Genomic DNA, 26,614 nt, shown 5'->3' on the forward strand with positions numbered 1-26,614 from the left:
TATTTATGACACGCATTCAACTTAGCAAAGCGTTGCTACTCTCTTGTTGTTTTTCTATTCCTGTCAGCTTTGCTGATAGTGATCGCCCACTTTTTTCAATCACCATGAGTGAGTCTGGCGTTCCACAAAATAACAGCGAAGGTGGTATTACGCGCTCATCCTCAAGCGAATCTCGTGTATTACCAATTTGGGGCGATGAAGCACGCGCCCGCGGTTACGATATCCCAGAGCCTTTTGGTGTGAGCTACGGCTATATGAACCTGCGTCAAGATGTTGTCGTGGATAAAATCGGTTTTATTTCTAATTCAAATATGGACTTAGAGAAATTACTCCATATCGAAACTGGGCATACACGTAGTAAAAATGAGTCACATGTCTTAAAGCTTGATGCTTGGGTGTTCCCTTTTATGAATGTGTATGGGCTCTATGGAAAAACAAAAGGAACATCAAAAACAAATCTAAATAACGTAGAAGCCCGAATGAAATTACCTTGGGGCACAGATTGGATTATCCCTATCGGGAAGAATTTACCTTTCGAATTAGAGTATGAAGGGAAAACATACGGCGGTGGTGTCACTTTTGCTGGCGGGTACAACCAATTCTTTACAACCTTAGATGCTAACTATACTAGAACAAATCTAGATATTTTAGACGGCGATATCTCAGCCTTAGTTATTACCCCACGTGTGGGTTATGAGTTTATTTTTGATCCTCTGATTAGCGGTCAAGGAAATACAAAAATTCAAGTTTGGACTGGTGCTATGTACCAAGATATTACCCAACGTTTTAAAGGGGATATCAGTAAGCTTGATCTACCTCCTGATTTAAGCAAATGGATGATATTTGCACCCGGTGACACAAAATTCGATGTTAAACAACATCTTGCCCATAAATGGAATAACATTGTCGGCGCACGCGTTGAACTGACTCGCAATTTTAATGTTCTGACCGAAGTTGGCTTTAATAACCGCAATAGTTTTTATATCTCAGGTGAGTTTCGTTTTTAATGCTGCAGCAACAACACTCTTCTTTATTAAGGCTGACACTGCTCAGCCTTTTTATTGCCCTCCCCACGCAAGCGGAACTGCTACCTGATCGGCAAAAAATTGATGGCTGGTTAAATGATCTTGGTGGTACAAACCATTTCGATGAGAGTAAAACCATTGATTGGGGGTTATTGCCCGGCCCTTTCTACACCCCCGAAATGGGGATTGGTATAGGTACTGCATTAGTGGGGTTATACCGCATTGATAAAAATGATAAAGAGACTCAACCGTCTTCAATAGGTTTAAGTGGCTTTGCCTCTTCTACAGGCGCATTTGGCGTTAACTTTACCAACTATAACTTTATTGACCATGACCAATGGCGGTTATTTGTTTCTGGTACGTTAAACAATATTCCAACCTACTATTGGGGGAAAGGTTACGCCGCCGGTAAGAATGACCATAATAAAGAAAAATATCACTCTCAAGAATTTGAAATTACGCCTCGTGCACTCTATCGTCTCACCGACGCTACTTATATTGGGCTCGGCTGGAACTTTTCTTCTATTAATGCTAACGACCCTGATGATGGTGCTAAACATTATTTTCAACAATCAATTGGCGGGCAGTCTGTTATTAATTCAGGCATGAGTGCCTACTTTAGTTATGATACACGCGACTTTTTGCCAAATGCGCATCACGGGCAGGCTTTCGAAGCGGTCTACACTTATTTTTCGCCGAGTTTTGGCAGCGATACACGTTTTCAAAGTACCCAATTACAATACGCCTATTACCACGAGCTCACTGAAAACACAGTCATAGCACTCGATAACTATGCACGATTTACCACGGGTGAAGTACCATGGGATCAGCTGTCATTATTAGGTAACGCCAATCGTATGCGAGGCTACTATGAAGGTCGCTATCGCGATAATAATATTTTTACGACACAATTAGAGTTACGGCATAAACTCGATTGGCGTCATGGTATCGTCGGCTGGGTAGGTACAGGCACGATGAGCGATAAAACGGCTGAATTAGGTGAAGGTCATTGGTTGCCTACCACGGGTGTCGGTTATCGTTTTGAATTCAAACCACGTATGAATGTACGGCTCGATTTTGGGGTTGGTCGCAATAGCACTGGTTTTTATTTTCAAGTAGGGGAAGCTTTTTAATGTTACAGCGATTAATCATGCTTATATTCACTTTATTATTAGCAGCATGCCAAAACACTACCCCCTACAAGCAACCCAGCGTTCTTCCTGAGCTGAGTAGTGATACTCACGAATCAGCGACTCAGACATGGCCAGTATTATCCCCTCTAGCACCGCCTCAAGGCCTAAGAGCCTGTTGCGCTTTTGGCTATGATCTGCACGCACAACTTTGGGGTATCCCAGTTCCTTTCTATACGATCGATAATATCGTCGAAGCCGATAAGTTAGGTGAACATCATTACAATGATAGCTTTTTCGGGGCCACCGCCGCTTTAATGGGCGTGAGTAAGGAAAAAGTTGGCCTGTTATATAGCGAGAAAGGCGGGTTTATCGATATTTCCCATGTCAGGGACACGGCTGACTATACCCTCTTTTTGTTTAGTCAAATTTACCCAAAACTGGGGGAAGGCTGGACGCTCAAATTAAGTGATGAACTGGCTAGCCGACAAATCGTCTTCCACTCATTTGCGCCCCCGACTTCCGCTCAGGAGCGTTATACACTTAGCGCTTATTTAGCAGCAAAATTGGCATTCCAGCTAGCAGCTTGGCATGAAATTGCCCAATGGTATGGTTACCAATCTGTTCCCGGCTTTTCCGAGGGGATCTCAGCTTTTTCACCAGAAGACCTCTATTCCAACCTACTTGGCGCCCGTTTAGCCATGACATTAATTTTACAGGGGAGAGCGCAATCATTGCCGATGTTCTCTCAATCTCTGGAAAACACCCTGCCTATCGCATTGGAGCAGCTAGGTGCGAATAGTAAATCACAAACTCGGAAGATGTTCGACCGTGTCGATGGCTTATGGTGGAATAGCTACCAACGAGTTCCTGAAAAATTCCTTGTGTTAACCCGTGACTACGATACCTCAGATAATCGTTATCCTTTAATACCTTTGCAAATGATACCCACTGAGCACTTACGTTTAAGTTTGCCTAACGAGTATCGAGGCTATGTTTTACACCAGCTTGCGCAACTTAGGTTATTACCGACAAAAAAGATGGCCCAATTGCCTATTCCGCAAACCTATTGGACCGTCGCTGATTTTCCAGCCTTATCCACCAAAGCGCAAAAACAGGATCAACAGCAGCAGCGATTGTCGTTTTAAAACAACCTAAACAAAAATAGGTGGAGATTGCTCACTTAGGCTAAATTTCCACCGATTTTTCACCCCCTCCTCCGCATTTTTTAGCTCATTTTTTCACCCGGAAACTGCTCATATTAATATCATCACCCTTTGATAAAAACGCAAATTACCAATTTTGTATAAAAAACAGGCTATCGATCGCTTAATAAACAAGCAAAATAACCTTATAATAACGAGGTGAACTGTGTGTTATTTACCCATATTTGAGTTAAGTTAACTTGTTTTTTGCATCAATACATCAGTAATATTTATTAGTTTTAAGTGTAATATTAACACAATAAATATAAAAACATTATTAAACAAGGATAAGTTAAACAAAAAATAAATCACAATGTGAAAATGCAGTAATTTAGCTAAAGTCATCCGGATAAAAGTAGCTACCCAAAAATTATTCTGTTACTATTCGCTCGATTTTTGTTCAGAGAAATTAGGAGAAGCAAATGCCCTCTCGAACGATGAGGACAAACGCCGTCTTCGCTTTCTTACTGTTATTTTTATTTTCGGGGTTGAGTTTTGGCTCAACAAGTACCAGTACCACACTCAAGAAAGAGTATTCTCACAAGGCCGTGCAGAGCTCAAATCAGGCTCATACACCTCTGCCTGATTTGCGAAAATACCCATCCGGTACACCACGTAAGAAAGCGTTTTTAAAAACGATTGTCCCTGTGATTGAAAAAATCAATCAAGAAATCATGGCTGAGCGTAAATGGTTACTTTCTGTACGCAAAAACAAAAAGTGGAGCGCACAAGAACTTCGCCGTCTAGCTCAAATATGTAATAGCTATGGTATGACCTGTACCAGCCCAAATAGAGTCAATTGGGATAAGCTGTTAAGCCGTGTTGATATCATGCCAACCCATTTGGTTGCGACCCAAGCAGCCACTGAGTCAGGTTGGGGAACGTCACAGCTAGCACAGCAAAACGGTAATTTATTTGGTATGAGATGCGGCAGAGGTTGCCAAGTCAATCAGGGGAAAATTAAAGGCTATTCCGCCTATAACTCTGTTGAAGAGACCGTGTCTGCCTATATGAAGAATATGAATACTCACAATGCCTACGAGTCACTACGATCGTCTAGAGCAAAACAACGTTTATCAAAAGATGAGCTAGATACAACCAAGCTTATCAATGATATGAAAGGGTATTCACAACTAGGTTCCTCTTATAACCGTTATTTGCAAGAGATGTACGTGAGCAATGAAGAACTGATTACACAAGCTCAAAAAACGGCATCGACTCGAATTTAATTTGTATCACCAGGTACAAGTACTCATCTAAAATCCACTTTTTTATAAAGTGGATTTTTTCTTATTGCAACCAGGCCGATTATTAATATGATGTGAATACACATTTATACTTCAAATAATTCGAGATGCCGTTAAGCGATACAGAAACACACACTAAGTAGATCCCCTATTTTGTGGCACGTGTGAATAAATGTAGTCGGTAGCGCAGCTAACTTGATGTATGACGAGTATGCAACAATAATTAACAATCTGAGTCTTATATGAATTTTTTCTCATTCGAGTTTCTTGGCTCTTTTTTGGTATTTTTCCTTATTTACTGGAGCTGCCAGCCTAGTGCGAAGCTTCAAAATGGGCTACTAATAACCGCAAGTTATTTTTTTGTTTATTCCTTTAATCCCGATTTTGCTTATATCTTATTCGGCTATACCCTATTTATTTATTTTCTTACTAATTGGGTTTCAAATTGGCTTTCCAATAAATGGGTATTTACATTACTCGCGATAGGAATAATCAGTTGCTTTACTGCATTTAAATACTACTCATTTTTTCAAGAAACACTCCAGCAAACCTTCGATAAATTGGGGCTTAATGTAGGTTTACCTATTATTGAATTATTAGCGCCGCTTGGACTCTCTTTTTATGCTTTCCATTCCGTCAGCTATACACTTTCAGTTTGCCGCAAAGAGATCCCCAAAGCCGATTTCTTCGATGTCGTGCTATACCTTAGCTTTTTTCCGAGTATTGTCGCTGGTCCAATTAACCGAGCAAAGAATTTTATTCCACAAATTCAAGCAGAAAGCCGCGAAATACTGGATGCGCGAAAAGCAATCCTACTTATTTCATTAGCGCTGGTTAAACTGTTTCTATTTAGTGCCTATTTATCGGAAAACTTTGTGAACCCTGTCTTTGATGCGCCAGCAGGCTTCAGTGCAGGGGAAATACTCGTCGCAACCTATGCCTATGCATGGAATATTTATTTTAACTTCTCAGGTTATACCAACTTAGTAACTGGTATTGCCTTACTCTTAGGTTTTCGAGTTCCTGTTAACTTTAATGCGCCTTATATGGCGGCCAACTTAAAGGAATTTTGGGCGCGTTGGCACATTAGCCTCTCGACATTTATCCGTGACTATATCTATATCCCACTAGGAGGCAACCGAAAAGGCTTTAGTCGGATGAATACGAATGTCTTTTTGGCAATGGTGATTTCTGGATTATGGCACGGTGCGGCAATGACCTTTGTTATTTGGGGAGCCATTCATGGCCTAGGGATTGTCTTACTCAACCTTAAGAATCTATGGATGGAAAAATTAGGTTGGGCCAATAATCGATTTAATCACACCGCGACCACACTTATATCGCGCATTGTGACATTCCATTTTGTCTGCTTTGCTTGGATATTCTTCCGCAGCCAAACCTTTGATGACGCACTCATGATGATCTCACAGTTTGGGGCGCCTGGATTTATTGCATCGATAGGCTCCAACCTCGGCCTATTAATCGCATTTTGGGCATTATTGCTGTTGTACCCTTATTTTGTACAGTCATATCACTATATTGCGAAAAAGTACCAAAATATAGCTTGGTACTATTACCCTATTCCACTCGCGCTTATTTTGACTGTTATGTTTATGCTTTCACCTTCAGGAATGCCGGGATTTATTTATGCTAACTTCTGAGTTTAAAAGAAATCTAATAAAAACCGGACAAGTCTTTTTTATTGTTTTGGTCGTAGGGCTATTATTAATTTGGCTCAATCAAGGTTCATTAGAGCGTTTTTGGCAGCAAAAATATCACCGCGATCCCCCTTGGGCGTCTCTGTCTGGAAACCCTGTTTGGGATTATGGTGCTTATTTAAATGAGGGTTCACTCGCTGCGGGTAGTACTTTCCTCTATCATGTGTCAGGGCAACATGCTCAAGATACTAAAGACGCAGAAGCACTTGCCATCGCAAATGAAAATAGCAAACGCACCTTTCCTGAAGGCTATCAAGTTGGGCTACATTTTATTAATGGCTATCTCTATCCGGCAGAATCTCTCTCTGTCACCTTCCCTGAATTACTCAAACGCCAACAAGCGCGGGCGACATTAAAGGGCAACAAACTCGGTCCAGTAAAAGTCGCTCATACCGGGCCTATTGAGCCTAAAACGGTGGCGAAATTAGAGAAAGGTGATCAGGTTCTGTTTGCGGGTGATTCGATGATGCAAGGTGTCGCACCACATGTGAAGAATATGCTATTGAAACACTATAATATCGATAGCATTAACCTGAGTAAGCAAAGCACGGGGCTTGCTTATCCACGCTTTTTTAATTGGCCGCAAACCATTTCTAAAGCGTTGAATGATAACCCTAAAATTAAAGTGCTGGTGGTTTTCCTTGGCCCTAATGACCCATGGGATATGCCACCAGATACGGGCTATAAATATGTGAAGTTTAAAAGCGAAATATGGGAGCAGGTGTATCGTTCTCGCATTAATGATATATTAACGACTGCGCGCCAACATAATGTCGATGTTATCTGGGTTGGCCCTCCCAATATGCGCAAATCTACTCTATCAGAAGGTATGAGGTTCCTAAGGAGTCTCTATCAATCCGAAGTCGAAAACAGTGGTGAAATTTATTTTTCCGTGAATGATGTCTTTAAATACAAAGACCTCACTTACTCCGATTATTTCGGCGACGATAGCAGCAAAATTAAGCTCAGAAGTGGTGATGGGATCCATTTCAGCCCCAAAGGGCAACAAGCGATAGCTGAAAAAGTATTTTCATTAATTCATTTTGAAGAGGAAAAAGAGATACCTCATGAAGCAGAACAAACTGCGTCAAGCCAAATCCAAGTTAGCGGCAGCTAGCGTCATCGCTTTGCTGTCGCTAAGCTTGTTGTCCTGTCAACAAGATGCCGAGCGGACGAGTCAAGGTTCAACACGAGGTGGTACACTCACAAATGTGAATGTACGTGGGCAGCTCATCAATAACGCTGAGCCAAACCTCAGCCACTTTGCGAGCAAACTAAAGCAAGGTCATCAACAGGTCCATATTGTTCAAATTGGGGATTCTCATACTGCTGCCGATTTCTTTAGCGGTAATTTAAGAACATTGTTCCAACAACGCTATGGTGATGCGGGGCCAGGTTTTGTACCTGCGATTTCCATTCCGGGGCAGCGCACTGCGACAATTAACCGTAGAAGCGATAAACAGCAATGGGAACTGTTTAGTAGCCGTAAGGATGAGCGTTTCGATTACCCTCTTGGTGGGCTTATCGCGTTACCAATGACATCGGCGAGCACTGTACAACTGATGCCATTGCAAGCGGCAAATGGGGTTTATCAACTGCAAGCTCTTTACCAAAACACAGCGGGCAGTCAGATGAGTGTCTCCCCTGCGGCTTCATCACCCGTTGCATTACCCGCAACAGGCAATTATTGGCGCTTCTCTTCTCCTGTGAATACTCAGTTACCGGCTGAAGTTACTGTAAGTAATGACAATAACCTCAAGCTAGGAGGGTGGCTGTTGCGCTCAAATCGTCCGGGCGTTATGTTATCGGCGATCGGCATTAATGGCGCGACAATCAATATGATTGATAAATGGCAGCCACAATGGGTTGAAACATTGGCACAGATGTCACCCGATATGGTGATCTTAGCTTATGGCACTAACGAAGCATTCAACGACAAGTTAGATTTAATTGCGTACCAGCAAAGCTTGCGTGAGAAAATTCGTCAAATCCGCCAATATATGCCCAAAAGTGTCATCGTTTTAGTCGGTCCTAATGACTCAATTAAATTTAACGATGCCACAAGCTGCGATGCCAAAATGCCTGTGCATTTAAAGAATGTTATCAAGGTCCAAAAAGCGATAGCAGCACAAGAAAATACCCTATTCTGGGATTGGCAGGATTTTATGGGTGGGCCTTGCTCGATTCGTTCATGGGCCGCACAGGATCTCGCACGACCTGATAATGTTCACTTATCTGCCGAAGGCTATAAAAGAAGTGCGCAAGGCTTTTATCAACAGCTTAGCCAGTTATTAAACTAATCTAAAAAGCAAATGGCGAGATACGCTCTCGCCATTCTTTTTAGCAGCAAATACATTCATCGCATTATCTGCCACTCTTATTACCATCGCCACCTATAAACAACAATATTCGTATGGTACGCATCCTATCGAGTGGTCATACAAAATTCGCTTATTGAATCTCTTTGGAATTGCCCTATTTTGCTCTTCCCCGAACGCGATTGGCTTTCGGGGAGTCGTTAAATTACAAGAAAGCGAAGAAGATCATACCGACTATTGCCCCTGTAGTACCGAGGATAGTTTCCATAATGGTCCACGTTTTCAATGTCTGAGCTTCCGTTGCCCCCGTAAACTTACCAAACAACCAGAAACCGGAGTCATTCACATGGCTTAAAATGAGTGAGCCACCAGAAATACAAGTCGCTAATGCCGCCAATTGTGCCCCTGAATAACCTAACTCACCAACTACAGGCAAGACTAACCCAACCGTTGTTAAACAGGCTACCGTTGCCGAGCCTTGGATCACACGGACAGCGCCAGCAAGGACAAAACACGCAACGGCAATAGGCAAGCCTGCACCGATTAATGAATCACCTAATGCGGGGCCAACACCGGAATCAACAAGTACTTGCTTAAAGACACCACCAGCACCCGTTACCAATAAAATGATCCCCGCAGGTTGGATTGCCGCAGAGCAAACCTCCATGACTTTTTCTTTATTCATGCCATAGCGGAAACCTAAACCGTAAACAGCTAGCAGACACGCTAATAATAAAGCCGTAAATGGATGACCAATAAACTCAAGCCAATGCTCAAGCGTAGAGCCTTTTTCAACCAAGTGTGTTCCGATAGTTTTCAGGCCTACTAATACCAATGGGAACAAGACTAAAGATAGGCTAAACCCGAAACTTGGCATTTTGCCGTGATCCATCGTTGGTGCTTGGTAATCCGCTGGGATATCAATACTGACATGTTTACTAATAAAACTGCCAAAGAGTGGACCTGCCAATAACATACCGGGTATTGCCGCACACAGACCAATTAAGATCATCCAGCCATAGTCGGCGCCCATTTGTGAAGCGACCAACATTGGTGTAGGCCCTGGGAGTAAGAACGCAGCCGCAGCTGCTACCCCAGCAAACAACGGAATAGCCATGCGAACAACATTATGACCTGTGCGGTTTGCTACAGCGAATACCACCCCAATCAACAGCACGATCGCAACATCAAAAAATAGTGGTAATGCACAGATTAAACCGGCGATCCCTACAGCATAATGCGCTCTTTTCTCCCCAAATAATTGGAGTAGTTTTGTCGCAACCTGATCGAGCGCGCCTGTTTCGTGTAAAATTTTCCCAAACATGGCGCCAAGTGCGACAACGATAGCCAAGAAACCGAGTGTTCCTGCCATCCCTTTTTGCATCGTTTCTGTGATGTCTTGCACTGGCATACCTGAAAATAATCCAGCGCCGATAGAGACAATCATCAATGCAACAAAAGCATGTAAACGGGCGTACATGACAAGAAACAGTAATAAAACCACAGAGCCGACCGCAGTCAGAACGAGTGTCAGTGTGCTTAATGCTTCAACTGGGGTGTTCATGAATTGCCTCCAGAAACAATTTGATGAATAGCCGTACGTGTATTTTCAATCACTTCATCAAGTGATGGGCGAATATCGACAACATGAACATCCTGTTCTTCTGATGTAGGCTCTTGCAGTGCCTGAAATTGTGATACCAACATTTCAGGCTTAAAGAAGTGCCCTTTACGTGCTTTGAGGCGATTTTCAATGAGCTCAGCATCCCCTTTCAGGTAGATAAAATAGAGATTCTTATTACCTTCTCTTAACTTATCGCGATAACTTTTTTTCAATGCAGAGCATACAACCAAAGAAATAGGGTTGGTTCGCTGCATTGCAAAAATGGCATCATTTAATGCTGCAAGCCAAGGTTGGCGATCTTCATCATTCAGTGCGTGGCCCAAAGCCATTTTTTGAATATTTGCTCTCGGATGCAGAAAATCACCATCTAAAAAAGCCGCATTTGTTTTTTGAGCGACACCGCTTGCGACAGCCGATTTACCGCTACCCGATACCCCCATAAAAACAAATGTATAATTTTGTGCTTGGGTATCACTCATGGGAAACTCCTCAGGTGTTAAATAAAAAAGGTACGCTTATTTTTTGTTTACCGATGATAGAAACCGAATTGTTACCGGTAACAGTTACCAGTAACATTATCAGCAGTGCGGCTATTTTTAGCAATTATCTTGATAGGGAAATAAAGAGATCTGTGATGCCTCTCTCACTAATATGCTGCATCACTTTTTAATTTCAAATACTTTCACCGGGCAGTAACTCAAAACCAACATCAAATAACGTTTGTGGTAACTTTTTACCATTAATGCGCGCAAGCAGTACTTCGGCGGCCTTACGCCCCATACTATCCCGAGGGGTTAAAACACTGGCTAATTTCGGCGTCATGACTTGCCCAACATCATGACCGTGAAACCCTGATATTGCCAAATCTTCAGGAACTTTAATGCCAAGACGCTGGCACTCAAAAATAGCACCGATGGCAAGGTCGTCGTTGGTACAAAATAAACCATCTGCCTCGGGGTATTTTTCTTTGCACTCATGAAGTAACTGAGCGCCTAATGAATAAGAAGAGCTTGCTTGCGTCATCACATTACGAGGCTCCAATCCCGCATCACGCATCGCTTGCTCATAGCCTTGTAGCCGAATAAAGGTCCGTTCATCATATCGAGCGCCAAGATACACCACATGTTGGCAGCCACGCGCTAACATAGCTGCTGTCATCTGCCGTGAGGCTTCAAAGTTATCAATACCGACAGCAACATCTAAACACGGAGAGACGCTATCCATGATCTCAACCACAGGGATCCCAGCGGTCTTCAACATTCTAAGCGTGCGATCAGTATGGGTACGCTCTGCTAAGATCACACCGTCAATATTGTAAGAAAGTAGAAAAGTTAAACGCTCCTCTTCTTTTTCAGGAAGGTAACCATAGTGTGCTAGCATGGTTTGATAACCATAATGGTCAGTCACTGTTTCAATACCGCGGATCACTTCAGCAAAAACTTGGTTGGTCAGCGACGGCAACAGAACACCAATCGCATGGCTGGTTGCATTAGACAGCAAATCGGGGGCCTTATTGGGAATATACCCTAACGCTTCCACCGCTTGAGCAATTTTACCGCGTAACACTTCAGAAACCTGCTCTGGGTTTCGCAAAAAGCGACTAACTGTCATTTTCGTGACACCGACTCTGTCGGCAACATCCTGTAGTGAGGGTCTTTTTTTCTTCATATATTCCGTGTTTCTAACTTACGCAAGTGCGAGTGACTATGTTCAGCGATCTTTGTATGGATAGCAATGTTTGTTACTGATTTACATCACAGAATAGCGGAGTTTTCCGACTAATGTCTCTTTTGTTATTGACTCCTTAGTATGACTCCGTTAACTTCCGCGCTATATATCAATAAATATAACGAAATTTCTTTTTAGCACTATGGGAATCAATCGTAGACTCTTTATTCAATCCTGCGCGGCGTTAGCGGCACTCGCTTATTTGCCTGCTTATGGGCGCATTGAACAAGCGTTGTTTGGTGTATTACCACAACCAAACAAAATCCAGCGTGTAATGAGTTCTGGTCCACCTGCAGATTTACTGCTATTTGCTTTAGCCCCTGAAAAAATGGTTGGATTCTCATCCATTCATTTGCAAAAAGAGCATGACGAACTATTTGCTCAACAATGGCGAGATTTGCCTATTTATGGTCGCCTAGCAGGTCGAGGAAGTACGCTATCTTTGGAAAAGCTGCTCGATTATAACCCACAGTTAATAATTGATACTGGAAATATTGATGACACTTATCGCTCTCAGGCGGCGAAACTTGCCAAACAAACAGGCATTGCTTATTTACTGATAGCCGGAGGGCTACAAGATTCAGCACAGCAATTACTTCAACTCGGTGAGACCTTAAATGTACCGCAGCAAGCTCAAACGCTCAGCACACTTGCCAAACACTATTTGCAAGACGCGAAACAATTCGCCATACAACACCATGCGAATGCCCCCAGTTTCTACCTAGCTAGAGGCGCCAAAGGTTTACAAACAGGCACCCGAGGCTCTATTCATACTGAAGCCATAGAAATATTAGGTTTCCGTAATGTCGCCGATATTCCTAATTTTAGGGGGTTAACAGAGGTTTCAATGGAACAACTGTATGATTGGAACCCCGATATTATTATTACTCAATATCAAGAAGCCGAGGAATTTATTCGCCAATCCGCGTTATGGAAAGGGTTAACGGCGATTGCCACTAACCAATTACTGACCTTTGGAGGAATGCCATTTGGTTGGCTTGATGGCCCCCCAGGAATTAACCGCCTCTTAGGCATGCGCCGGTTACAAAGCCATTTTGATCAACAAATCGAATCCACCATACGCGATGACATCAAACAATTTTTCCATCTGTTTTATCACTCATCGGTGACTGATACGCAAATTGATAGATTGATGGAATTATCATGAGTCGCACAATCAAACCGTTACTTCTTGTTATCGTTTTTATCGGCGCCCTGATCATTGCATTAATTAGTGGTAAGTATTCACTTACGCTTAATCAGCTCATTGATTTAGTTGTGTCTGAATTTACCTCACAAACTCTCGCCGATGACCCACGCAATGCCACTGTTTTTTGGCAAATACGTTTTCCTCGCACACTCGCCGCGATGGTGATTGGAGGAGGACTGGCGATTGCAGGAGCGGCTTATCAGGGAATGTTTCGAAATCCATTAGTATCACCCGATATACTTGGGGTTTCAGCGGGGGCTGGGGTAGGTGCTGTTATTGGTATATTTTTAGGTCAATCGCTGCTCTACATTCAACTAGCCGCCTTTGTTGGTGGGCTATTGGCAGTATCTTTAGTGTGCCTAATTGCCCGAATGGCGCGCCAGCATGACCCCATTTTATCTCTCGTCTTAGTTGGTGTTGCGATCAGCGCCTTATGTGGTGCAGCCATCTCTTTAATAAAAATTCTTGCAGACCCTTATACCCAATTGCCTTCTATCACCTTCTGGCTATTAGGCGGGCTTTCATCCATCACCCAAAGCGACCTACTGTCTGTGTTGCCCATTATGTTGGTTGGCATTATGCCACTGTTACTGTTGCGCTGGCGCATGAATTTACTGAGTCTCTCTGATGAAGAAGCGAAAAGTTTGGGGATCAATGTCAGCTTAATGCGAACAATATTTATTATTTCAGCAACATTGATTACCGCCAGTGCGGTATCCATTGCAGGGATCATCGGTTGGATTGGCTTAATCGTTCCGCATATCACCCGAATGATAGTGGGCGCTAACTTCCGCTATCAACTCCCTGCCTCAATGGCTATTGGAGCCATTATGTTACTCATTACCGATACACTCGCTCGCACTATTGCTTCCATTGAGCTTCCACTCGGCATATTAACTTCAGCGGTCGGTGCCCCTTTCTTTTTGGCAATCCTTTTACAAACACGGAGTGCCAAATGAACCTAATCAGACTGGAAAATGTAGCGATTGGCTATCATCATCAAGCCATTATGACAAAAATTAATTTCGCGTTACAAGCTGGCGCGATGACCTGCCTTCTCGGTGCGAATGGGTGCGGCAAAACAACGCTAATGAAAACTTTATTAGGGCTTCTTCCTGCTCTTGAAGGTCACATTTTATTAAAAGAAAAGTCACTCACCTCTTATAAACCGGCTGATATAGCGAAAGTAATTGCTTACGTACCTCAAGCTCATGATACCCCGTTCACTTTTACTGCCATAGATATGGTCATGATGGGGCTGACGCCTCACCTCCCACTCTTTTCTGTTCCCGGCGCCAAAGAACGCGTACTCGGGCTAGAACAACTAAAAAAGCTGGGGATTGAGCATCTTGCCTCGCGTTTATACAGCACTCTCAGTGGGGGAGAAAAACAGTTAGTATTGATAGCCCGAGCCTTAATCCAAAAACCAATCATGTTAATTATGGATGAGCCCGCCGCGAGTTTAGACTTTGGTAACCAGATCCGTTTATTGAAGCAAATTGAACAATTAAAAGCAGATGGGATCACTGTTCTCATGTCGACTCATCACCCACAGCATGCTGCCGCCATTGCAGATAATGTTATCTTACTGGATAAACATACTGGCGTAAGACAAGGCTCCGCCGAAAGTATGTTAACACTTACCAACCTAGCAAGGCTCTATTCTATTGATGAAGAGAGTATTGCCGCTCATTTTCAGCTTCCAGCTCATTTTACTCGCTAAGGTGAAAGTTATGCTTATTGACCAATTAGATTTTGCTCAGATGTACCAACAACATATGCAACAAGCCCAGCGTTCGCGCAAAGAGCCTGAGCATTGGGATAAAAAAGCGCAAAAAATGGCACAAACCTGTGCAAACCCACAAGATCCCTACTTAATTCGTTTTCGTGAACTCATGGATTTTACTGGTGCAAAAACCTTGTTGGATGTCGGATGTGGGCCGGGCTCTGTCTGTTTGGCACTGGCAAAGCATTTCACCACCGTCATTGGTATTGATTACAGCCAAGGTATGCTTGATGCTGCCCAAGAGCGTGCGAAAGCAATGGATATCAATAATGTTCGATTTGAACAATTAGCATGGGAAGATAACTGGGCGCAATTGCCTAAAGTCGATATCGCCGTCGCTTCACGGTCCACTTTAGTCGATGACCTTAAAACAGCCTTATTGAAGCTCAATCGCCAAGCAAACTTACGTGTTTACACCACGCATACTGTAAACCCAACCTTTATTGATGAAAATATCATCCAATTTATTGGTCGGGAAGTCGTTCGCTTACCGACTTACATCTATGCGGTGAATATTTTGCATCAAATGGGAATAAATGCGCGAGTCGATTTTATTAACAGCCCAGATAAAGGCGGATTTGAACAGGTTGAAGATTTTGTCGAAAGCGTCAATTGGTCACTCAAAAATCTCTCTGATGAAGAGATTGCAAAATTACACCAATATTACGACCTGCAACTCGCGTCAGGAAAGCGCATTCCCTACCCTGCGCGCAACTGGGCCATGGTGTCATGGGATGTTGTTGATGAAATGAGTCTAACATTATGATTTATTTACCCGATAGTTTTATCGACCAGCTACTTCTTGATGATATTCAATATGGCGATTTAACAACACGCTCTTTAGGCCTGCATACTCAAGCAGGTACAATGACATTGGTTTCGAAACAGGGTGGGTGTATCAGTGGTATTGATGTTGCCTCACGCATGCTAAATAAACTCGGTATTGATTTTCAAGCTAATTATCGTGATGGCGACGTGGTTCCAGAAAATAGCTGCTTAATAAAAGCCTCTGGAACAGTAGAAGCCCTTCATCAAGCATGGAAAGCCGTACAAAACGTCCTTGAATGGTGCTGCGGTGTTAGTCACTACACCCACCAAATGGTCAGTCTCTTAAAGCGTTATCAACCTGATGCCCAACTTGCCTGTACAAGAAAAACGGTGCCGGGAACAAAGTTACTTGCATTGACCGCTATTATTGCTGGCGGCGCTATTATTCACCGAGCAGGGAGTGCGGAAAGCATTCTATTGTTCACCAACCATCGTCGTTGTCTTGCCGACCCCGATGATTGGCACTCGCATATTCATACACTTAGGGAAGCCGCCCCTGAAAAACAGATTATTGTTGAGGCAGATAATAGACAACAAGCGACACTCGCCATTGAGGCTGGCGCCGATATTGTTCAATTAGATAAATTCAGCCCTGCACAAATCCGCCAATTGCATCAACAAATACAAACACAAAATCGTTTATGTCGGCTATCTGCGGCCGGAGGGATCAACTTACAAACAATAGAGGCGTATGCGCAAACAGGCATTACATTGTTTGTCACATCGGCTCCTTATTACGCTCCCCCCAGAGATATCAAAGTAAACATTTTCACAGGATAGACCTAATTTAAACGAACCCTATGTTGCAAAGGGTTCGTTTTCTCAATAAACGACGCACATCGTTATATAAAAAACAACATATCGATTTAGGCAAATTGGAATTTTATGATGAAAATAAAACAGATCACTTATTTAGTTGGGATGGCACTATTTACTACACACAGCTTTGCAGCCACCTTTGAAAAATTAGCTAATCGTGATGTGATGAGTGTTTGGAGTACACCACTTGCAGCCGATGAAAACATCATGACTCAAGCGCAAATGAAGCAGCTGAATAAAACAAATGTTGCTCAAGCGCTTAGTACAATGCCTGGTGTAGTGATCCAAAAATCAGGTAATCGTAATGAAACTCAAGTGAATGTCCGTGGTTTTGATAGTCGCCAAGTACCTGTGTTTTTTGATGGTATCCCAACTTATGTTCCTTATGATGGAACATTAGATCTTGGGCGTTTTATGACCAGCGAACTCGCTAGTGTTGAGTTGTCGACAGGCTATACGTCATTGTTACAAGGCCCCAACTTGATGGGTGGCGCCATAAACTTAACGACCGCCACACCTAAAAAACCTTTAGAGGCCAATATCAATCTAAATCAAGGCTTTGCTCGCGGCGCTGATAATGCGCGCAATATCAGCGCTCGTTTAGGCGGTCGTAACGATCTTGGCTTTATTCAGCTCAGTGGTAGTCAATACAAACAGCGTTTTATGGGGTTGCCTGATTCGGCTGATAATAACCCATTAGCCGGTAGTCACGGTCGTCGAACTAATTCAGCCACAGACGATAAGCGTTTAATGTTAAAGATGGGCTGGACGCCACGCGACGCTGATGAGTATGTGGTCACTTATTTAAAACAAGATGGCGATAAAAATAGCGCCCCCAGTGCTGATAATAAAAAACAGCAAATTTGGCAGTGGCCAGAGTATAACAAAGAGAGTATTTACTTTAATGGTACGACCCAAGTTACCAATGATATTGCGCTGCAAAGTCGGCTCTATCACGACAAATTCAAAAATACGCTCCATCAATACAAATCAGTTCAGGATTATCGAGCAGGCAAATACAATTACAGCCACTATGACGATTACAGTAATGGTGCCGACATGCGTATCGATTTTACCCTTCGTGAAATAGACATGCTGTCGTTCGCTGCCCACTGGAAAGAAGATATCCACCGCGCACGTAGTAATAAAGTCGTTCCTTATGATCGTTATAAAGATCAAACTTGGTCAATCGCCACTGAATACCAATGGGTTGCAACCGATCAGCTTGATATCATTGGTGGGCTTGGCTACGACTGGCGCAATAGTGATGATGGGAAACGTTATTTATACAATAAACAAAATGTCGTTACTGGGATTGAAAACTATGAAGATAACCGCCAACGTGCCTTCAATTGGGAATTTATGGCCCGTTATCATCGAGCAAACAATGATACGGTACAATTTTCAGTGTCAGATAGAAGCCGTTTCCCAACCCAAAAAGAGCGCTACACTAAAAATAAGATGAAAAACAATGATAGTTTTATCATCAACCCGCATCTTGATGCAGAGCGTGCTTTAACATTTGATCTCACTTATAAAGGCTACATCACCGCCGATTGGTCCTACAATGCTAGCGCTTATTATAATCATGTCTCTGATGCCATCATGGCACACTACATACATTATGACCCCGCCGCGGGCAGCGACGTTTATCAAAACCGTAATAGCGGTAAGGTTAATTATGCTGGGATTGATTTAGGCAGTCATGGCCAAATTACTGACTGGATGGCTGCGGGTTTAAGTTATAGTTATATTCATGCTGACCCAAAACACGATAGCGCAAAACATGTTGCAGAATTACCAACACATAAAGCGTTCGTTTGGATTAAGTTTATGCCTAATGAACCATTTAGCATTACAGTAACAGAAGAAGCAAGAAGTTGGGCATTTAATTATATTGATAGTAATGAGAAAGTTAGGGGTTTTGCAAAAACGGACATTCGCTTTAATTATGATCTAGGTCATGGAATTTCTATAAATTCGTCAGTGAATAATTTATTTGATAAGTCATATCAATATACCTCTGGATATATTGAAGAGGGTCGTAATTACTGGTTGGGATTTGAATATAACTATTAACCATCAATTAATTTAGGTAAGAGGTTCATCTCTTACCTAATAATTAAATAGATAATAATACTTATATTAAATCACTATTTTCAAATAAAATTTAATAATATAGGTGCTTGTACTTAGGATTCGTCTTAATAATATTTAATCTCTTAAGCCCATTATCATAGCCAAACCTATATTTTAGTGATATATGGTTTTTTACACATATTTAATGCTATATACAGATATATAATTCTAACTTTACATAATTATACATTACACAACTCTGTTTTATCAGCTATATCTATATATTTAAGTCTAAACTCATCAAAGTCTCATAGCGCAATACTTGAAGTTAATTGATTCCGTATTTAGACTATAGGAATTATAAATATTCATAAAAATATACTTTTACTAATACTTTTAGATTTTAGAAAATTATTCAGTTTTTATCATGATTTCGCCGTCTTAGGATTAGAAATTAGAGAGAGCAACCGTGTTCATGAAAAATAGCAAAGACTATCTCATAAATAATAAATTTATTTTTGAGACAGGTAAGAACTTCATTTTTATAAAGAATGAAGTTGATAAGTTCGTTGAGTTATCAAAGCCTGCATCACGACTATTGAATGAAATCATCATACTTAACCAAAAATCCAAAATTGCTACAAGAGAAGAGCTACTGATAAAAGTTTGGGAAGAGTATGGCTTAGTAGGTTCAAACAATAACTTAAATACTTATATTAGTGAAATAAGAAAGAAATTTGAGTTGATCGGTATCGACCCAAAATCTATTGTTACCGTTCCTAAAAAAGGGTTTCGTTTTGATTGTGACGCCTTAGAAACCATCACTGATGAAAACGATACGCCATATTTGCCAGAAGAAGAGATAGTCGTACTAAATAGCAGTGATGTTACTTTAGGTTTAGATGACTATGAACATTCCGTTACGTATTCTTCACAATATAGTGAAAAAAATGCTGAGGAAGCAACAACTCAATTTGTTGATCAGAAATCAATTATAGAAGAGCATCTTCATCAACCACGACAAGATAATTCGATATCAGAATTATCATCAACCGTACAAGAAGAGCCACAACTGCTCAAAATACAGAATAAGGGTAAATTTAAAAATAACCCTATTTTGTTCGCTTTGATTGCAATGTCATTATTTTTGTTCATTTTTGTTTTCTATTACACCACTAATTCTAATGCAAGCATGGAAGTAAATAGCTACATGACAGTCAGTGAGCGAGACAAATGTTTGATACAAATACCTATTAATCTCATTGAAAGCTCAACAAAAGATAGCATCGATTTTGTGAATAAAAAACTTGATAAATATAATGTAAATTGTCAAGAGCCTAAGCGTGTTATCTTACTTTCAGAGCCGAATAGTATTCAGTCTATTGATAAAAATATATCCCTTAGTATTTGTAAGGAAAAAAAGGCTCAATATGACTGTGTATCAATCAATGATCAGAGAATTTAAATGAAAAAATATATTTTATTGTTTTTATTTGTTTTTATTTCGGCTGTGGCAACAACAACATTTATCTATAATAAAGATAATGATGTGAATATTTGTAACTCTGATATTTTATGGATAAAAGATAACGGTACCGATGATGGGATTATGCTGAAGTCAAAAACCAGTGTACTCGTCGCAGATGATAACACCGGAAGAATGAATATGTATGGTTATATCAAGGAGAATAATATTTTTTATCGCCTTGATAGAGCGCTCTATTTTAGCTACCACGCGATTGATAAAAATAACCATTATTCGATACGGTTTAAATCGTTATCGATCACAAGTTCGGATAACGTTCCTCAAAAGCTGTTTGCAAACTTTATTCAGCTTGAAGAAGAAAAAATACACTATTATATTAATTTAACTAAAATGGATGATAATATTTACATTATCAAAGATGAAGCCTACTCATCATTTACTTGCCATGCTGATAAATAGAAAAAGCCTACTTAGAAAAAGTAGGCTCAGCCGTGAAAATTTCAGAAAAACACTCAAAAGGGTTAATAACTAAGGCCCAAATATGGCTACTTGTGGAATGCCATCCTGACCGATCGTTCCACGAAACATTCCCTTCGTATTGAATTGCATAACAAAATTACCTTTGCTATCTATCGCAATAATACCACCCGTACCACCCATATTTTTCACAGAGTTTAAAGTATTCATCACCGCTTCTGCTAACGGTGTATTACTGTATTTTATTTGTGCCACAACATCATAAGCGGCCACTCCACGAATAAAAACTTCACCTAACCCCGTGGTAGAAATTGCAACTGTATTATTATCAGCATATGTTCCTGCCCCAATAATAGGCGAATCCCCAATACGACCGTAATGCTTATTGGTGCTGCCACCTGTAGAGGTTGCCGCAGCAACATTTCCACGGCTATCTACAGCTACTGCACCTACCGTGCCATATTTATAATCATAAAGCAGAGGATCTTCAAATAAGGCAGCATTTAGCCCTTTTTCTTGATCAATTTTATGGCTAATTTCTTTGACTTTTTTTAGCTGTTCAAGTCTAGATTCAATAATAAAATAAGAAGGATCAACGAGTTCCAACCCCTCAGCTTTTGCAAATTGTTCTGCACCGGTACCACCCATCATAACATAAGGGCTTTTGGTCATAACTTTATAAGCCGCTATAATTGGATTTTTAATGTTAGAAACCCCAACGACGGCCCCCGCGGTATGGTCACGTCCATCCATAATGGAAGCATCCAGTTCTACTTTATTATCCGTAGTTAAAGATGCGCCTTTACCCGCGTTATATAATGGAGAATCCTCCATGATGATCACAGCGGCCTGTACAGCCTCAATACTGTCTCCACCTTTTGATAAAATTTCATACCCTGCTTGCAAAGCTTCTTTCAACTTTAATTCATGTTCTTTCTGTAATTGAGGTATAAGTGATTTTTCTGTTATATCACCAGCTCCTCCATGAATTAATAACCTAAAATTATTATTTTGTTGAGACATTGCAAAAGAAAATGGGAATAATAAAATAAAAAAACTCAGAAAAAGCGCTAGTATTTTATGTATATAGAATATTTTTTTCATTCGAAAACCGTGTAAACTAATTACCAAATATTACTCTTTCTGAGTTTTAGACCGGAAATAACTAAGATGAGTCGTTTATAACGTTGTTGTACGCTGTTCTAAAGGCATAGAAAACTCGTCCAGCACTCTCCAAGTTACTTTCGCGCCACTAGGAACAGATTTATTTTTCAGTTTAAACCTTTGCTCTCCTTTAGGAATCAATGGTTTAAATGTTTCATTTCTATCAATCTCAATAGAATTCACTGAAATATCTTCGAAAGTCATATATATAGGTGAATTATTTGTAACAATAAGTTCATTATTCTCCACCCTAAATTGTAATTTATCCAACTCTTCTTTAATTCTATAATATTCGAGCTGTTTTGGTCGGTAATATACTTTAAAATTCATCACGCGTACTACCGATAACTCAGAATTATGCTCGACATTATCACCCTCCTTTGGTACTTCAGAGGTTGGTATTGCTCTAAATTTAGCGATATATACAGACTCTCTGTCTTTGGGCATTTTTGACACATCACCAGCAAAGATAACTCGCCAATAATAGCGAGTTTTACCCTCTAATTTGTGTAATGGTGGCGTAATAATGAAAGGGATTTCTTCAGTATTACTATTCAATAAAGTAATGCCCGTATTCGTATCTAATGCTTCCATAGAGCCTTGGATCAGATAAGGGAGACTCTCTTTATTCCGTAAAGAAATAGAGATACTTTTATTACCTTCAACATAAGTACTCCGTATTAACTGAAAGCTAATACTATCCGGAATGTTACTATATGCAGATGTCATCGACAAAAAGAATAGAGCACCTAAAATAAATATTATCTTGCCTAGCTGTCTCATATTACTCTCTTAAACTATTAATGCTTAATATTGATCAAACCTTAGTATACACTAGTAATTCAACTCTTCCTTTGTACTTACCAGGTTTTACATCACGATTCTTACACATTAACCAACGTATGTTTAAGTTATCATTTTCAGCTTGCGCATTTTTGTTTAGTGGAATATCTGAATTATCAAACTTAATTAAATTTGATTGATTCGTTGCGTCGCAACTCAGCGCAGGGATATTACCACCATCAAAATATGGTGCCCCTATAACCCAAGGTTTTACTGTACTCTTCTCACCTGAATCAATTTGTTCTAATTCCAGCTTCGTTAAATTGTCACCTTTGGCTTCACCCATTTTCGGGATTGCAGACATATATAACGGATTCCCTTGCCCGCTACAGTTAAATGTTAACCGCGATTCTAGTGGGATTGAATCAGCACGGCCAAAAGTTTCGTGGAATACAGTACCACTTGCTGCACTTATACGACAAACTCGGGCTATTTTAACATTGGTAACAAACCGAACCTTTATCTCCCCATCAGCTTTAAAACCTTTATGTCCTCCTAAGCTTACAAGTCTATAGGTACTATTATTCATCGTAAAGTCACCAGGAACCGCTTTTCCATTTAAATAGACTTCTAAAGGTTTAGCAATAGAAAACTGAACATGTTTGGTTCCACCATAGCCTATGGTAATGTAACCTGGTGGAATATAACATAAATTTAAACCAGAGGTATTTTTTGGGTCAACCGTGATAAGGTTTGCTATCGGTTCACCAAGAAAACCCGAATATGATGTATGTAACCCTTGAGTGCCCTTAGGTAAGTCTAAATTAATATCAACTTTAAAGCTAGGAACAACCCATGCGAATAAATTAGAGTCGTTTGAGTGTCTCATTTTATAAGCAAATTTTTTACCCTGACCTAATACCGTATGTTCTGCAGGGTTAAAGTCCTCTGCTCTACAGCGGCCTGAATAGCTAGAGATACCGACTATTGCAAAATCTGTATCCCATTTTCTATCCTTAAGCCTTGAATCGTAATAGTGGGGGGCAGCTTCGGGATATTGGGTATAAATACCATAATTTGGAGGCCCCATCGTAATCGATGTCGCACCCATCATCCTTGCATCAAGCAGATGAGGTGTCCCCTCAGGAACTTCATCATCTAGGTCAATCATACCATAGAGCTGTACAATCATTTGACCTGCCTGCATTGGACCTTCAGCATGCGCATTAGAAAAAAGCATCCCTATCGACATAGCTGATAAAGAAATCGCTTTCAAACATTTAGAAATACTTTTACTCATAACTGAACCTACCTTAACAAATATACAGTCAATCATTTATAATGCGCTAATTCATCTCATGTTCATTTTGAACGCTATCAATAAAATAAATGATTTACTTTTTAGTGTATTAATAACAAGCTAGCGGCATTCTGCAGCAAGAGTACGAACAGGCTGCGTACTTGTTGTGATAACTTTATCTAGGCCGGTGAATTTCAATACACAATGTTGTTCTTGACCACTTCCCCAGCTAATATTTAATGTACCTGAATTAGGTAATCCACTCATAAATAGCTTATTATTATCACCTACAATACCTGTATTTTCTTCTACCACGTTACTTTCTACTAATGTAGCGATGGCTCCAAAAGGTACTGCACTTCCATTTGCCATACGTATATTAAAGAGCACCTGATAACCCACTTTTGTATCGAATTTAGCCTTAACAAAAGCCCCTGCCGATGGATAAATAGTCTTGGTTGTCTCCTTCAGCATGACATCATCAGGTAAAGTATTCACATCTAGGGTCACAATATTAGAGCTATAAGGTGTTGCATATGGATATAACGCATAACCTTGCCCGTTAACAACGGTATTTTGGTTATTCGTTTTTGTTCCTTTTGCTTCTGGAGCCTCAATAATAATACCACTATCACCAATTGTACGGCTAAACAGCACTCCGCCTTCGTGTAATAACATTCCACCGGACAAGCTACCATTCACAGACTGGTTATTTTTTGAGTAATTATAACCCGCAGATATGCCAAAATTAGGTGCAGAGTAACTAGAGCTTAGCGTACCGCTTCCACCAACTCCTTTATTTCCATATGCTTGAGAAATTCCATAAGAGAAACTACCATCTCTGGAAGTACCACTGATCCCTACCTGTTGGTTAATATAACCATCATTATCTTGACTGTAAGAATATGTACTATACATATTCTCTATTAATTCATTATTAGAGAATATACTAAATGGAATATCTACGTTGATAGATATTTGTCTGTTCTCAGGCCAACTTTCTTTATCTTTAATACGGTCAATGCTGTAGTTTACTGAGTAGTTAACTTTTTTAAATGAACCATTATATCCTATGGATAATTGTTTCACTTTCCTATCTATTTCCCAATAGTCATAAATACTACCGGAGATATAAACACTTCCGTACTCCCCTAACGACTGTCTTAGTGCCGTCGTGAAGCTACTACGTTGACGTTGATTTAACCACGGTGCCACATTATCTTTTAGCTTATGGTCATAGTTATTAAAATCAGCAAAACTAAAATACGAACGAGTTGAATAACGTAAAGCTGTCAAGTCAACAGATGTCCCTGTCGATGCCATACTTTTTGAATATCTTATTCTGAATGACTGCCCTGAACGATCACCAAGATTACCATCCATATTTGCTGTCGCATGGGTGATATCTGCAGATAACGCCCCAAATGTTCCCAAAGATATTCCAAGACCTGCCGCAGCAGAAAAATAGTCTTTAGCCATCAATAGCCCACCGTATAGTGTGCTATTTGTAGGTAATCCGTAAATAAATGACCCTAAAAAGAAATCAGATTCTCTAGAGGTTTTGGTATATCCACCATCATAACGACCTACAACGGCCTCATATTTATAACCACCAGGACGAAGCATCACAGGTAAAGATGAGAAGGCAACTGTTGATGTTTTCTCAGTACCATTCTCCTCTTTAATGGTGACATCTAAGTCACCCGCGTTTCCTGTAGCGTAAATATCTTTGATGACAAACGGACCAGGGGAAACATAAGTTTGATAAACAATATAACCATTCTGGCGGATAGTGACCATTGCATTTGACTGCGCGATACCTCTAACTTCAGGTGCAAAACCTCTCATACTACTAGGTAACATTTGCTCATCAGATGCAATTTTCATCCCTTTCAATGGAACGGCATCAAAAACATCACTTCCTGAGCTGATTTCCCCGACAGAAAAAGTGGATTTGATAGAATGTAGTGCACGCATAACATAAGTGTTAGAGAAATTCGTTTGGTCTTTTTCTCCCTTAGACTTACTATATGCTAAATTTGATCTTAACCTCCAAGGTCCTGCATTTAACCCTGCACGGATGTTCGCAAACATATTTTCATTTTTAATTATTTCATTTGCGTCATTTCTGCTTTTGTTACCACTGACAAAATAATTAAAAAATAATGCAGGAACACCATCATCTAATAAGCTAGGATCGATATAACCTTGTACCTTGTTATCCATAGCTATTTGAGGAATAGTTAACGTTAATCTTAGGTTTTGGATGTTAGGTGTCACCGTAGCATCTGGAATATATTTAGAAAGGTCTAAAATAGAGGTATCCGGATTAACGCCATTGAAACTCGGTAAAGTTTTAGTAGCCACGCCCCAGTCCTCCAAAAGTTTTGGAGTAAACTCGGGAACAACCTCACCTTGAGGGTTTAATTTAAAATTAACTTTTTTACTACCCAGAATATTACGGTTTACTTCAACAGTGATCAAATACTCACCAGGAGGCACACTATTCGTTGCAGTAAATTTAGATAAGTCAATCTGAGATGCGTCAACCCCCAACTGACTTTCTAACATTGTTGGATCAAAATAATCGTCACCATAGGAATATAGAGACAAAAAAATTAGTGACGATAACATACTTATTTTGAATAATTTCATTTCCATTTCACTGACCTTTATTTGCCTTTATA

At 40.6% G+C, this 26,614-nt stretch carries 22 protein-coding genes; 15 read left to right on the forward strand and 7 right to left on the reverse strand.

Annotated elements, in window-relative coordinates; translation table 11 throughout:
• Positions 1-5 precede the first annotated feature (5 nt).
• The 7 genes from PR833_RS09510 to PR833_RS09540 all read left to right on the forward strand — a co-directional run bounded on the left by PR833_RS09510 (position 6) and on the right by PR833_RS09540 (position 8,625).
• Positions 6-1,007 carry a hypothetical protein gene (locus PR833_RS09510; RefSeq protein WP_014656912.1) on the forward strand — a complete coding sequence of 334 codons (1,002 nt, stop codon included), beginning with the start codon at positions 6-8 and terminating at the stop codon, positions 1,005-1,007.
• Positions 1,007-2,158, forward strand: coding sequence for a BamA/TamA family outer membrane protein (locus PR833_RS09515; RefSeq protein WP_104873033.1), 1,152 nt, complete (start codon positions 1,007-1,009; stop codon positions 2,156-2,158). Before PR833_RS09510 ends, PR833_RS09515 begins: the two co-directional genes overlap by 1 nt.
• The gene (locus PR833_RS09520) at positions 2,158-3,303 is read left to right on the forward strand and encodes a DUF4056 domain-containing protein (protein WP_004925975.1); all 1,146 of its coding nucleotides are present in this window, start codon (positions 2,158-2,160) and stop codon (positions 3,301-3,303) included. The genes PR833_RS09515 and PR833_RS09520 overlap by 1 nt, the downstream gene beginning before the upstream one ends.
• A gap of 479 nt (positions 3,304-3,782) precedes the next feature.
• A complete protein-coding gene (locus tag PR833_RS09525) occupies positions 3,783-4,589 on the forward strand; it encodes a protein bax (RefSeq protein ID WP_272526057.1) in 807 nt (268 codons plus the stop codon).
• Between the two features lie 260 nt (positions 4,590-4,849).
• On the forward strand, positions 4,850-6,268 hold the full coding sequence (locus tag PR833_RS09530; RefSeq protein ID WP_004925973.1) for an MBOAT family O-acyltransferase: 1,419 nt from the start codon (positions 4,850-4,852) through the stop codon (positions 6,266-6,268).
• Positions 6,255-7,442 (forward strand): SGNH/GDSL hydrolase family protein, encoded by a 1,188-nt coding sequence (locus tag PR833_RS09535; protein WP_041705094.1) that lies wholly within the window; start codon positions 6,255-6,257, stop codon positions 7,440-7,442. Before PR833_RS09530 ends, PR833_RS09535 begins: the two co-directional genes overlap by 14 nt.
• Complete coding sequence (locus PR833_RS09540; RefSeq protein ID WP_040132721.1) at positions 7,393-8,625, forward strand: SGNH/GDSL hydrolase family protein; 1,233 nt, start codon at positions 7,393-7,395, stop codon at positions 8,623-8,625. Before PR833_RS09535 ends, PR833_RS09540 begins: the two co-directional genes overlap by 50 nt.
• A 223-nt stretch (positions 8,626-8,848) precedes the next feature.
• On the opposite strand, the gene gntU is transcribed toward PR833_RS09540, so the two are convergent.
• From gntU to gntR, 3 genes are all read right to left on the reverse strand, one after another.
• The gene (gene gntU, locus PR833_RS09545; protein WP_004925967.1) at positions 8,849-10,207 is read right to left on the reverse strand and encodes a gluconate transporter; all 1,359 of its coding nucleotides are present in this window, start codon (positions 10,205-10,207) and stop codon (positions 8,849-8,851) included.
• Positions 10,204-10,746, reverse strand: coding sequence for a gluconokinase (gene gntK, locus PR833_RS09550; RefSeq protein WP_004925965.1), 543 nt, complete (start codon positions 10,744-10,746; stop codon positions 10,204-10,206). Before gntK ends, gntU begins: the two co-directional genes overlap by 4 nt.
• Positions 10,747-10,939: 193 nt before the next feature.
• Entirely contained in the window at positions 10,940-11,935 is a 996-nt protein-coding gene (gene gntR / locus PR833_RS09555; protein ID WP_004926113.1) for a gluconate operon transcriptional repressor GntR, read from the reverse strand.
• A gap of 202 nt (positions 11,936-12,137) precedes the next feature.
• Between gntR and PR833_RS09560 the strand changes: the two genes are divergently transcribed.
• The 8 genes from PR833_RS09560 (at position 12,138) to PR833_RS09595 (ending at position 20,662) form a co-directional block, all read left to right on the forward strand.
• A complete protein-coding gene (locus PR833_RS09560) occupies positions 12,138-13,163 on the forward strand; it encodes an ABC transporter substrate-binding protein (protein ID WP_163767745.1) in 1,026 nt (341 codons plus the stop codon).
• The gene (locus PR833_RS09565) at positions 13,160-14,164 is read left to right on the forward strand and encodes a FecCD family ABC transporter permease (RefSeq protein WP_014656919.1); all 1,005 of its coding nucleotides are present in this window, start codon (positions 13,160-13,162) and stop codon (positions 14,162-14,164) included. Before PR833_RS09560 ends, PR833_RS09565 begins: the two co-directional genes overlap by 4 nt.
• Positions 14,161-14,928 carry an ABC transporter ATP-binding protein gene (locus tag PR833_RS09570; RefSeq protein ID WP_036942075.1) on the forward strand — a complete coding sequence of 256 codons (768 nt, stop codon included), beginning with the start codon at positions 14,161-14,163 and terminating at the stop codon, positions 14,926-14,928. The genes PR833_RS09565 and PR833_RS09570 overlap by 4 nt, the downstream gene beginning before the upstream one ends.
• A 10-nt stretch (positions 14,929-14,938) precedes the next feature.
• Positions 14,939-15,757 (forward strand): class I SAM-dependent methyltransferase, encoded by an 819-nt coding sequence (locus PR833_RS09575; protein ID WP_036942078.1) that lies wholly within the window; start codon positions 14,939-14,941, stop codon positions 15,755-15,757.
• Positions 15,754-16,599, forward strand: a complete 846-nt coding sequence (gene modD / locus PR833_RS09580; protein WP_072502573.1) for a ModD protein — start codon at positions 15,754-15,756, stop codon at positions 16,597-16,599. The genes PR833_RS09575 and modD overlap by 4 nt, the downstream gene beginning before the upstream one ends.
• A 108-nt stretch (positions 16,600-16,707) precedes the next feature.
• Positions 16,708-18,717, forward strand: a complete 2,010-nt coding sequence (locus PR833_RS09585) for a TonB-dependent receptor plug domain-containing protein (protein WP_272526064.1) — start codon at positions 16,708-16,710, stop codon at positions 18,715-18,717.
• Between the two features lie 475 nt (positions 18,718-19,192).
• On the forward strand, positions 19,193-20,182 hold the full coding sequence (locus PR833_RS09590; protein ID WP_014656923.1) for a winged helix-turn-helix domain-containing protein: 990 nt from the start codon (positions 19,193-19,195) through the stop codon (positions 20,180-20,182).
• A complete protein-coding gene (locus PR833_RS09595; RefSeq protein WP_004925940.1) occupies positions 20,183-20,662 on the forward strand; it encodes a FidL-like protein in 480 nt (159 codons plus the stop codon). It abuts the gene before it with no gap.
• A gap of 69 nt (positions 20,663-20,731) precedes the next feature.
• On the opposite strand, the gene PR833_RS09600 is transcribed toward PR833_RS09595, so the two are convergent.
• From PR833_RS09600 to PR833_RS09615, 4 genes are all read right to left on the reverse strand, one after another.
• A complete protein-coding gene (locus PR833_RS09600) occupies positions 20,732-21,784 on the reverse strand; it encodes an isoaspartyl peptidase/L-asparaginase family protein (protein ID WP_004925938.1) in 1,053 nt (350 codons plus the stop codon).
• A 75-nt stretch (positions 21,785-21,859) separates the two neighbouring features.
• Positions 21,860-22,627 carry a fimbrial biogenesis chaperone gene (locus PR833_RS09605; protein ID WP_004926106.1) on the reverse strand — a complete coding sequence of 256 codons (768 nt, stop codon included), beginning with the start codon at positions 22,625-22,627 and terminating at the stop codon, positions 21,860-21,862.
• 34 nt (positions 22,628-22,661) lie between these two features.
• On the reverse strand, positions 22,662-23,927 hold the full coding sequence (locus PR833_RS09610) for a hypothetical protein (RefSeq protein WP_272526058.1): 1,266 nt from the start codon (positions 23,925-23,927) through the stop codon (positions 22,662-22,664).
• Positions 23,928-24,047: 120 nt separating this feature from the next.
• Positions 24,048-26,588, reverse strand: coding sequence for a fimbria/pilus outer membrane usher protein (locus PR833_RS09615; RefSeq protein ID WP_163885979.1), 2,541 nt, complete (start codon positions 26,586-26,588; stop codon positions 24,048-24,050).
• Between the last annotated feature and the right edge of the window lie 26 nt (positions 26,589-26,614).

Origin of the sequence: Providencia sp. PROV189 (assembly GCF_028480065.1) — a bacterium.
GTDB classification, from domain to species: Bacteria; Pseudomonadota; Gammaproteobacteria; order Enterobacterales; family Enterobacteriaceae; genus Providencia; species Providencia stuartii.

Excerpts from the sequence above, each read along its gene's own strand:
- PR833_RS09535 (WP_041705094.1), top strand. The coding sequence starts at position 6,255 with ATGCTAACTTCTGAGTTTAAAAGAAATCTAATAAAAACCGGACAAGTC.
- PR833_RS09515 (WP_104873033.1), top strand. The coding sequence starts at position 1,007 with ATGCTGCAGCAACAACACTCTTCTTTATTAAGGCTGACACTGCTCAGC.
- PR833_RS09510 (WP_014656912.1), top strand. The coding sequence starts at position 6 with ATGACACGCATTCAACTTAGCAAAGCGTTGCTACTCTCTTGTTGTTTT.
- PR833_RS09570 (WP_036942075.1), top strand. The coding sequence starts at position 14,161 with ATGAACCTAATCAGACTGGAAAATGTAGCGATTGGCTATCATCATCAA.
- modD (WP_072502573.1), top strand. The coding sequence starts at position 15,754 with ATGATTTATTTACCCGATAGTTTTATCGACCAGCTACTTCTTGATGAT.
- PR833_RS09565 (WP_014656919.1), top strand. The coding sequence starts at position 13,160 with ATGAGTCGCACAATCAAACCGTTACTTCTTGTTATCGTTTTTATCGGC.
- PR833_RS09610 (WP_272526058.1), bottom strand. The coding sequence starts at position 23,927 with ATGAGTAAAAGTATTTCTAAATGTTTGAAAGCGATTTCTTTATCAGCT.
- PR833_RS09525 (WP_272526057.1), top strand. The coding sequence starts at position 3,783 with ATGCCCTCTCGAACGATGAGGACAAACGCCGTCTTCGCTTTCTTACTG.
- gntU (WP_004925967.1), bottom strand. The coding sequence starts at position 10,207 with ATGAACACCCCAGTTGAAGCATTAAGCACACTGACACTCGTTCTGACT.
- PR833_RS09520 (WP_004925975.1), top strand. The coding sequence starts at position 2,158 with ATGTTACAGCGATTAATCATGCTTATATTCACTTTATTATTAGCAGCA.
- PR833_RS09575 (WP_036942078.1), top strand. The coding sequence starts at position 14,939 with ATGCTTATTGACCAATTAGATTTTGCTCAGATGTACCAACAACATATG.
- PR833_RS09530 (WP_004925973.1), top strand. The coding sequence starts at position 4,850 with ATGAATTTTTTCTCATTCGAGTTTCTTGGCTCTTTTTTGGTATTTTTC.
- PR833_RS09585 (WP_272526064.1), top strand. The coding sequence starts at position 16,708 with ATGAAAATAAAACAGATCACTTATTTAGTTGGGATGGCACTATTTACT.
- PR833_RS09540 (WP_040132721.1), top strand. The coding sequence starts at position 7,393 with ATGAAGCAGAACAAACTGCGTCAAGCCAAATCCAAGTTAGCGGCAGCT.
- PR833_RS09595 (WP_004925940.1), top strand. The coding sequence starts at position 20,183 with ATGAAAAAATATATTTTATTGTTTTTATTTGTTTTTATTTCGGCTGTG.
- gntK (WP_004925965.1), bottom strand. The coding sequence starts at position 10,746 with ATGAGTGATACCCAAGCACAAAATTATACATTTGTTTTTATGGGGGTA.
- PR833_RS09560 (WP_163767745.1), top strand. The coding sequence starts at position 12,138 with ATGGGAATCAATCGTAGACTCTTTATTCAATCCTGCGCGGCGTTAGCG.
- PR833_RS09605 (WP_004926106.1), bottom strand. The coding sequence starts at position 22,627 with ATGAGACAGCTAGGCAAGATAATATTTATTTTAGGTGCTCTATTCTTT.
- PR833_RS09615 (WP_163885979.1), bottom strand. The coding sequence starts at position 26,588 with ATGGAAATGAAATTATTCAAAATAAGTATGTTATCGTCACTAATTTTT.
- PR833_RS09600 (WP_004925938.1), bottom strand. The coding sequence starts at position 21,784 with ATGAAAAAAATATTCTATATACATAAAATACTAGCGCTTTTTCTGAGT.
- PR833_RS09590 (WP_014656923.1), top strand. The coding sequence starts at position 19,193 with ATGAAAAATAGCAAAGACTATCTCATAAATAATAAATTTATTTTTGAG.
- gntR (WP_004926113.1), bottom strand. The coding sequence starts at position 11,935 with ATGAAGAAAAAAAGACCCTCACTACAGGATGTTGCCGACAGAGTCGGT.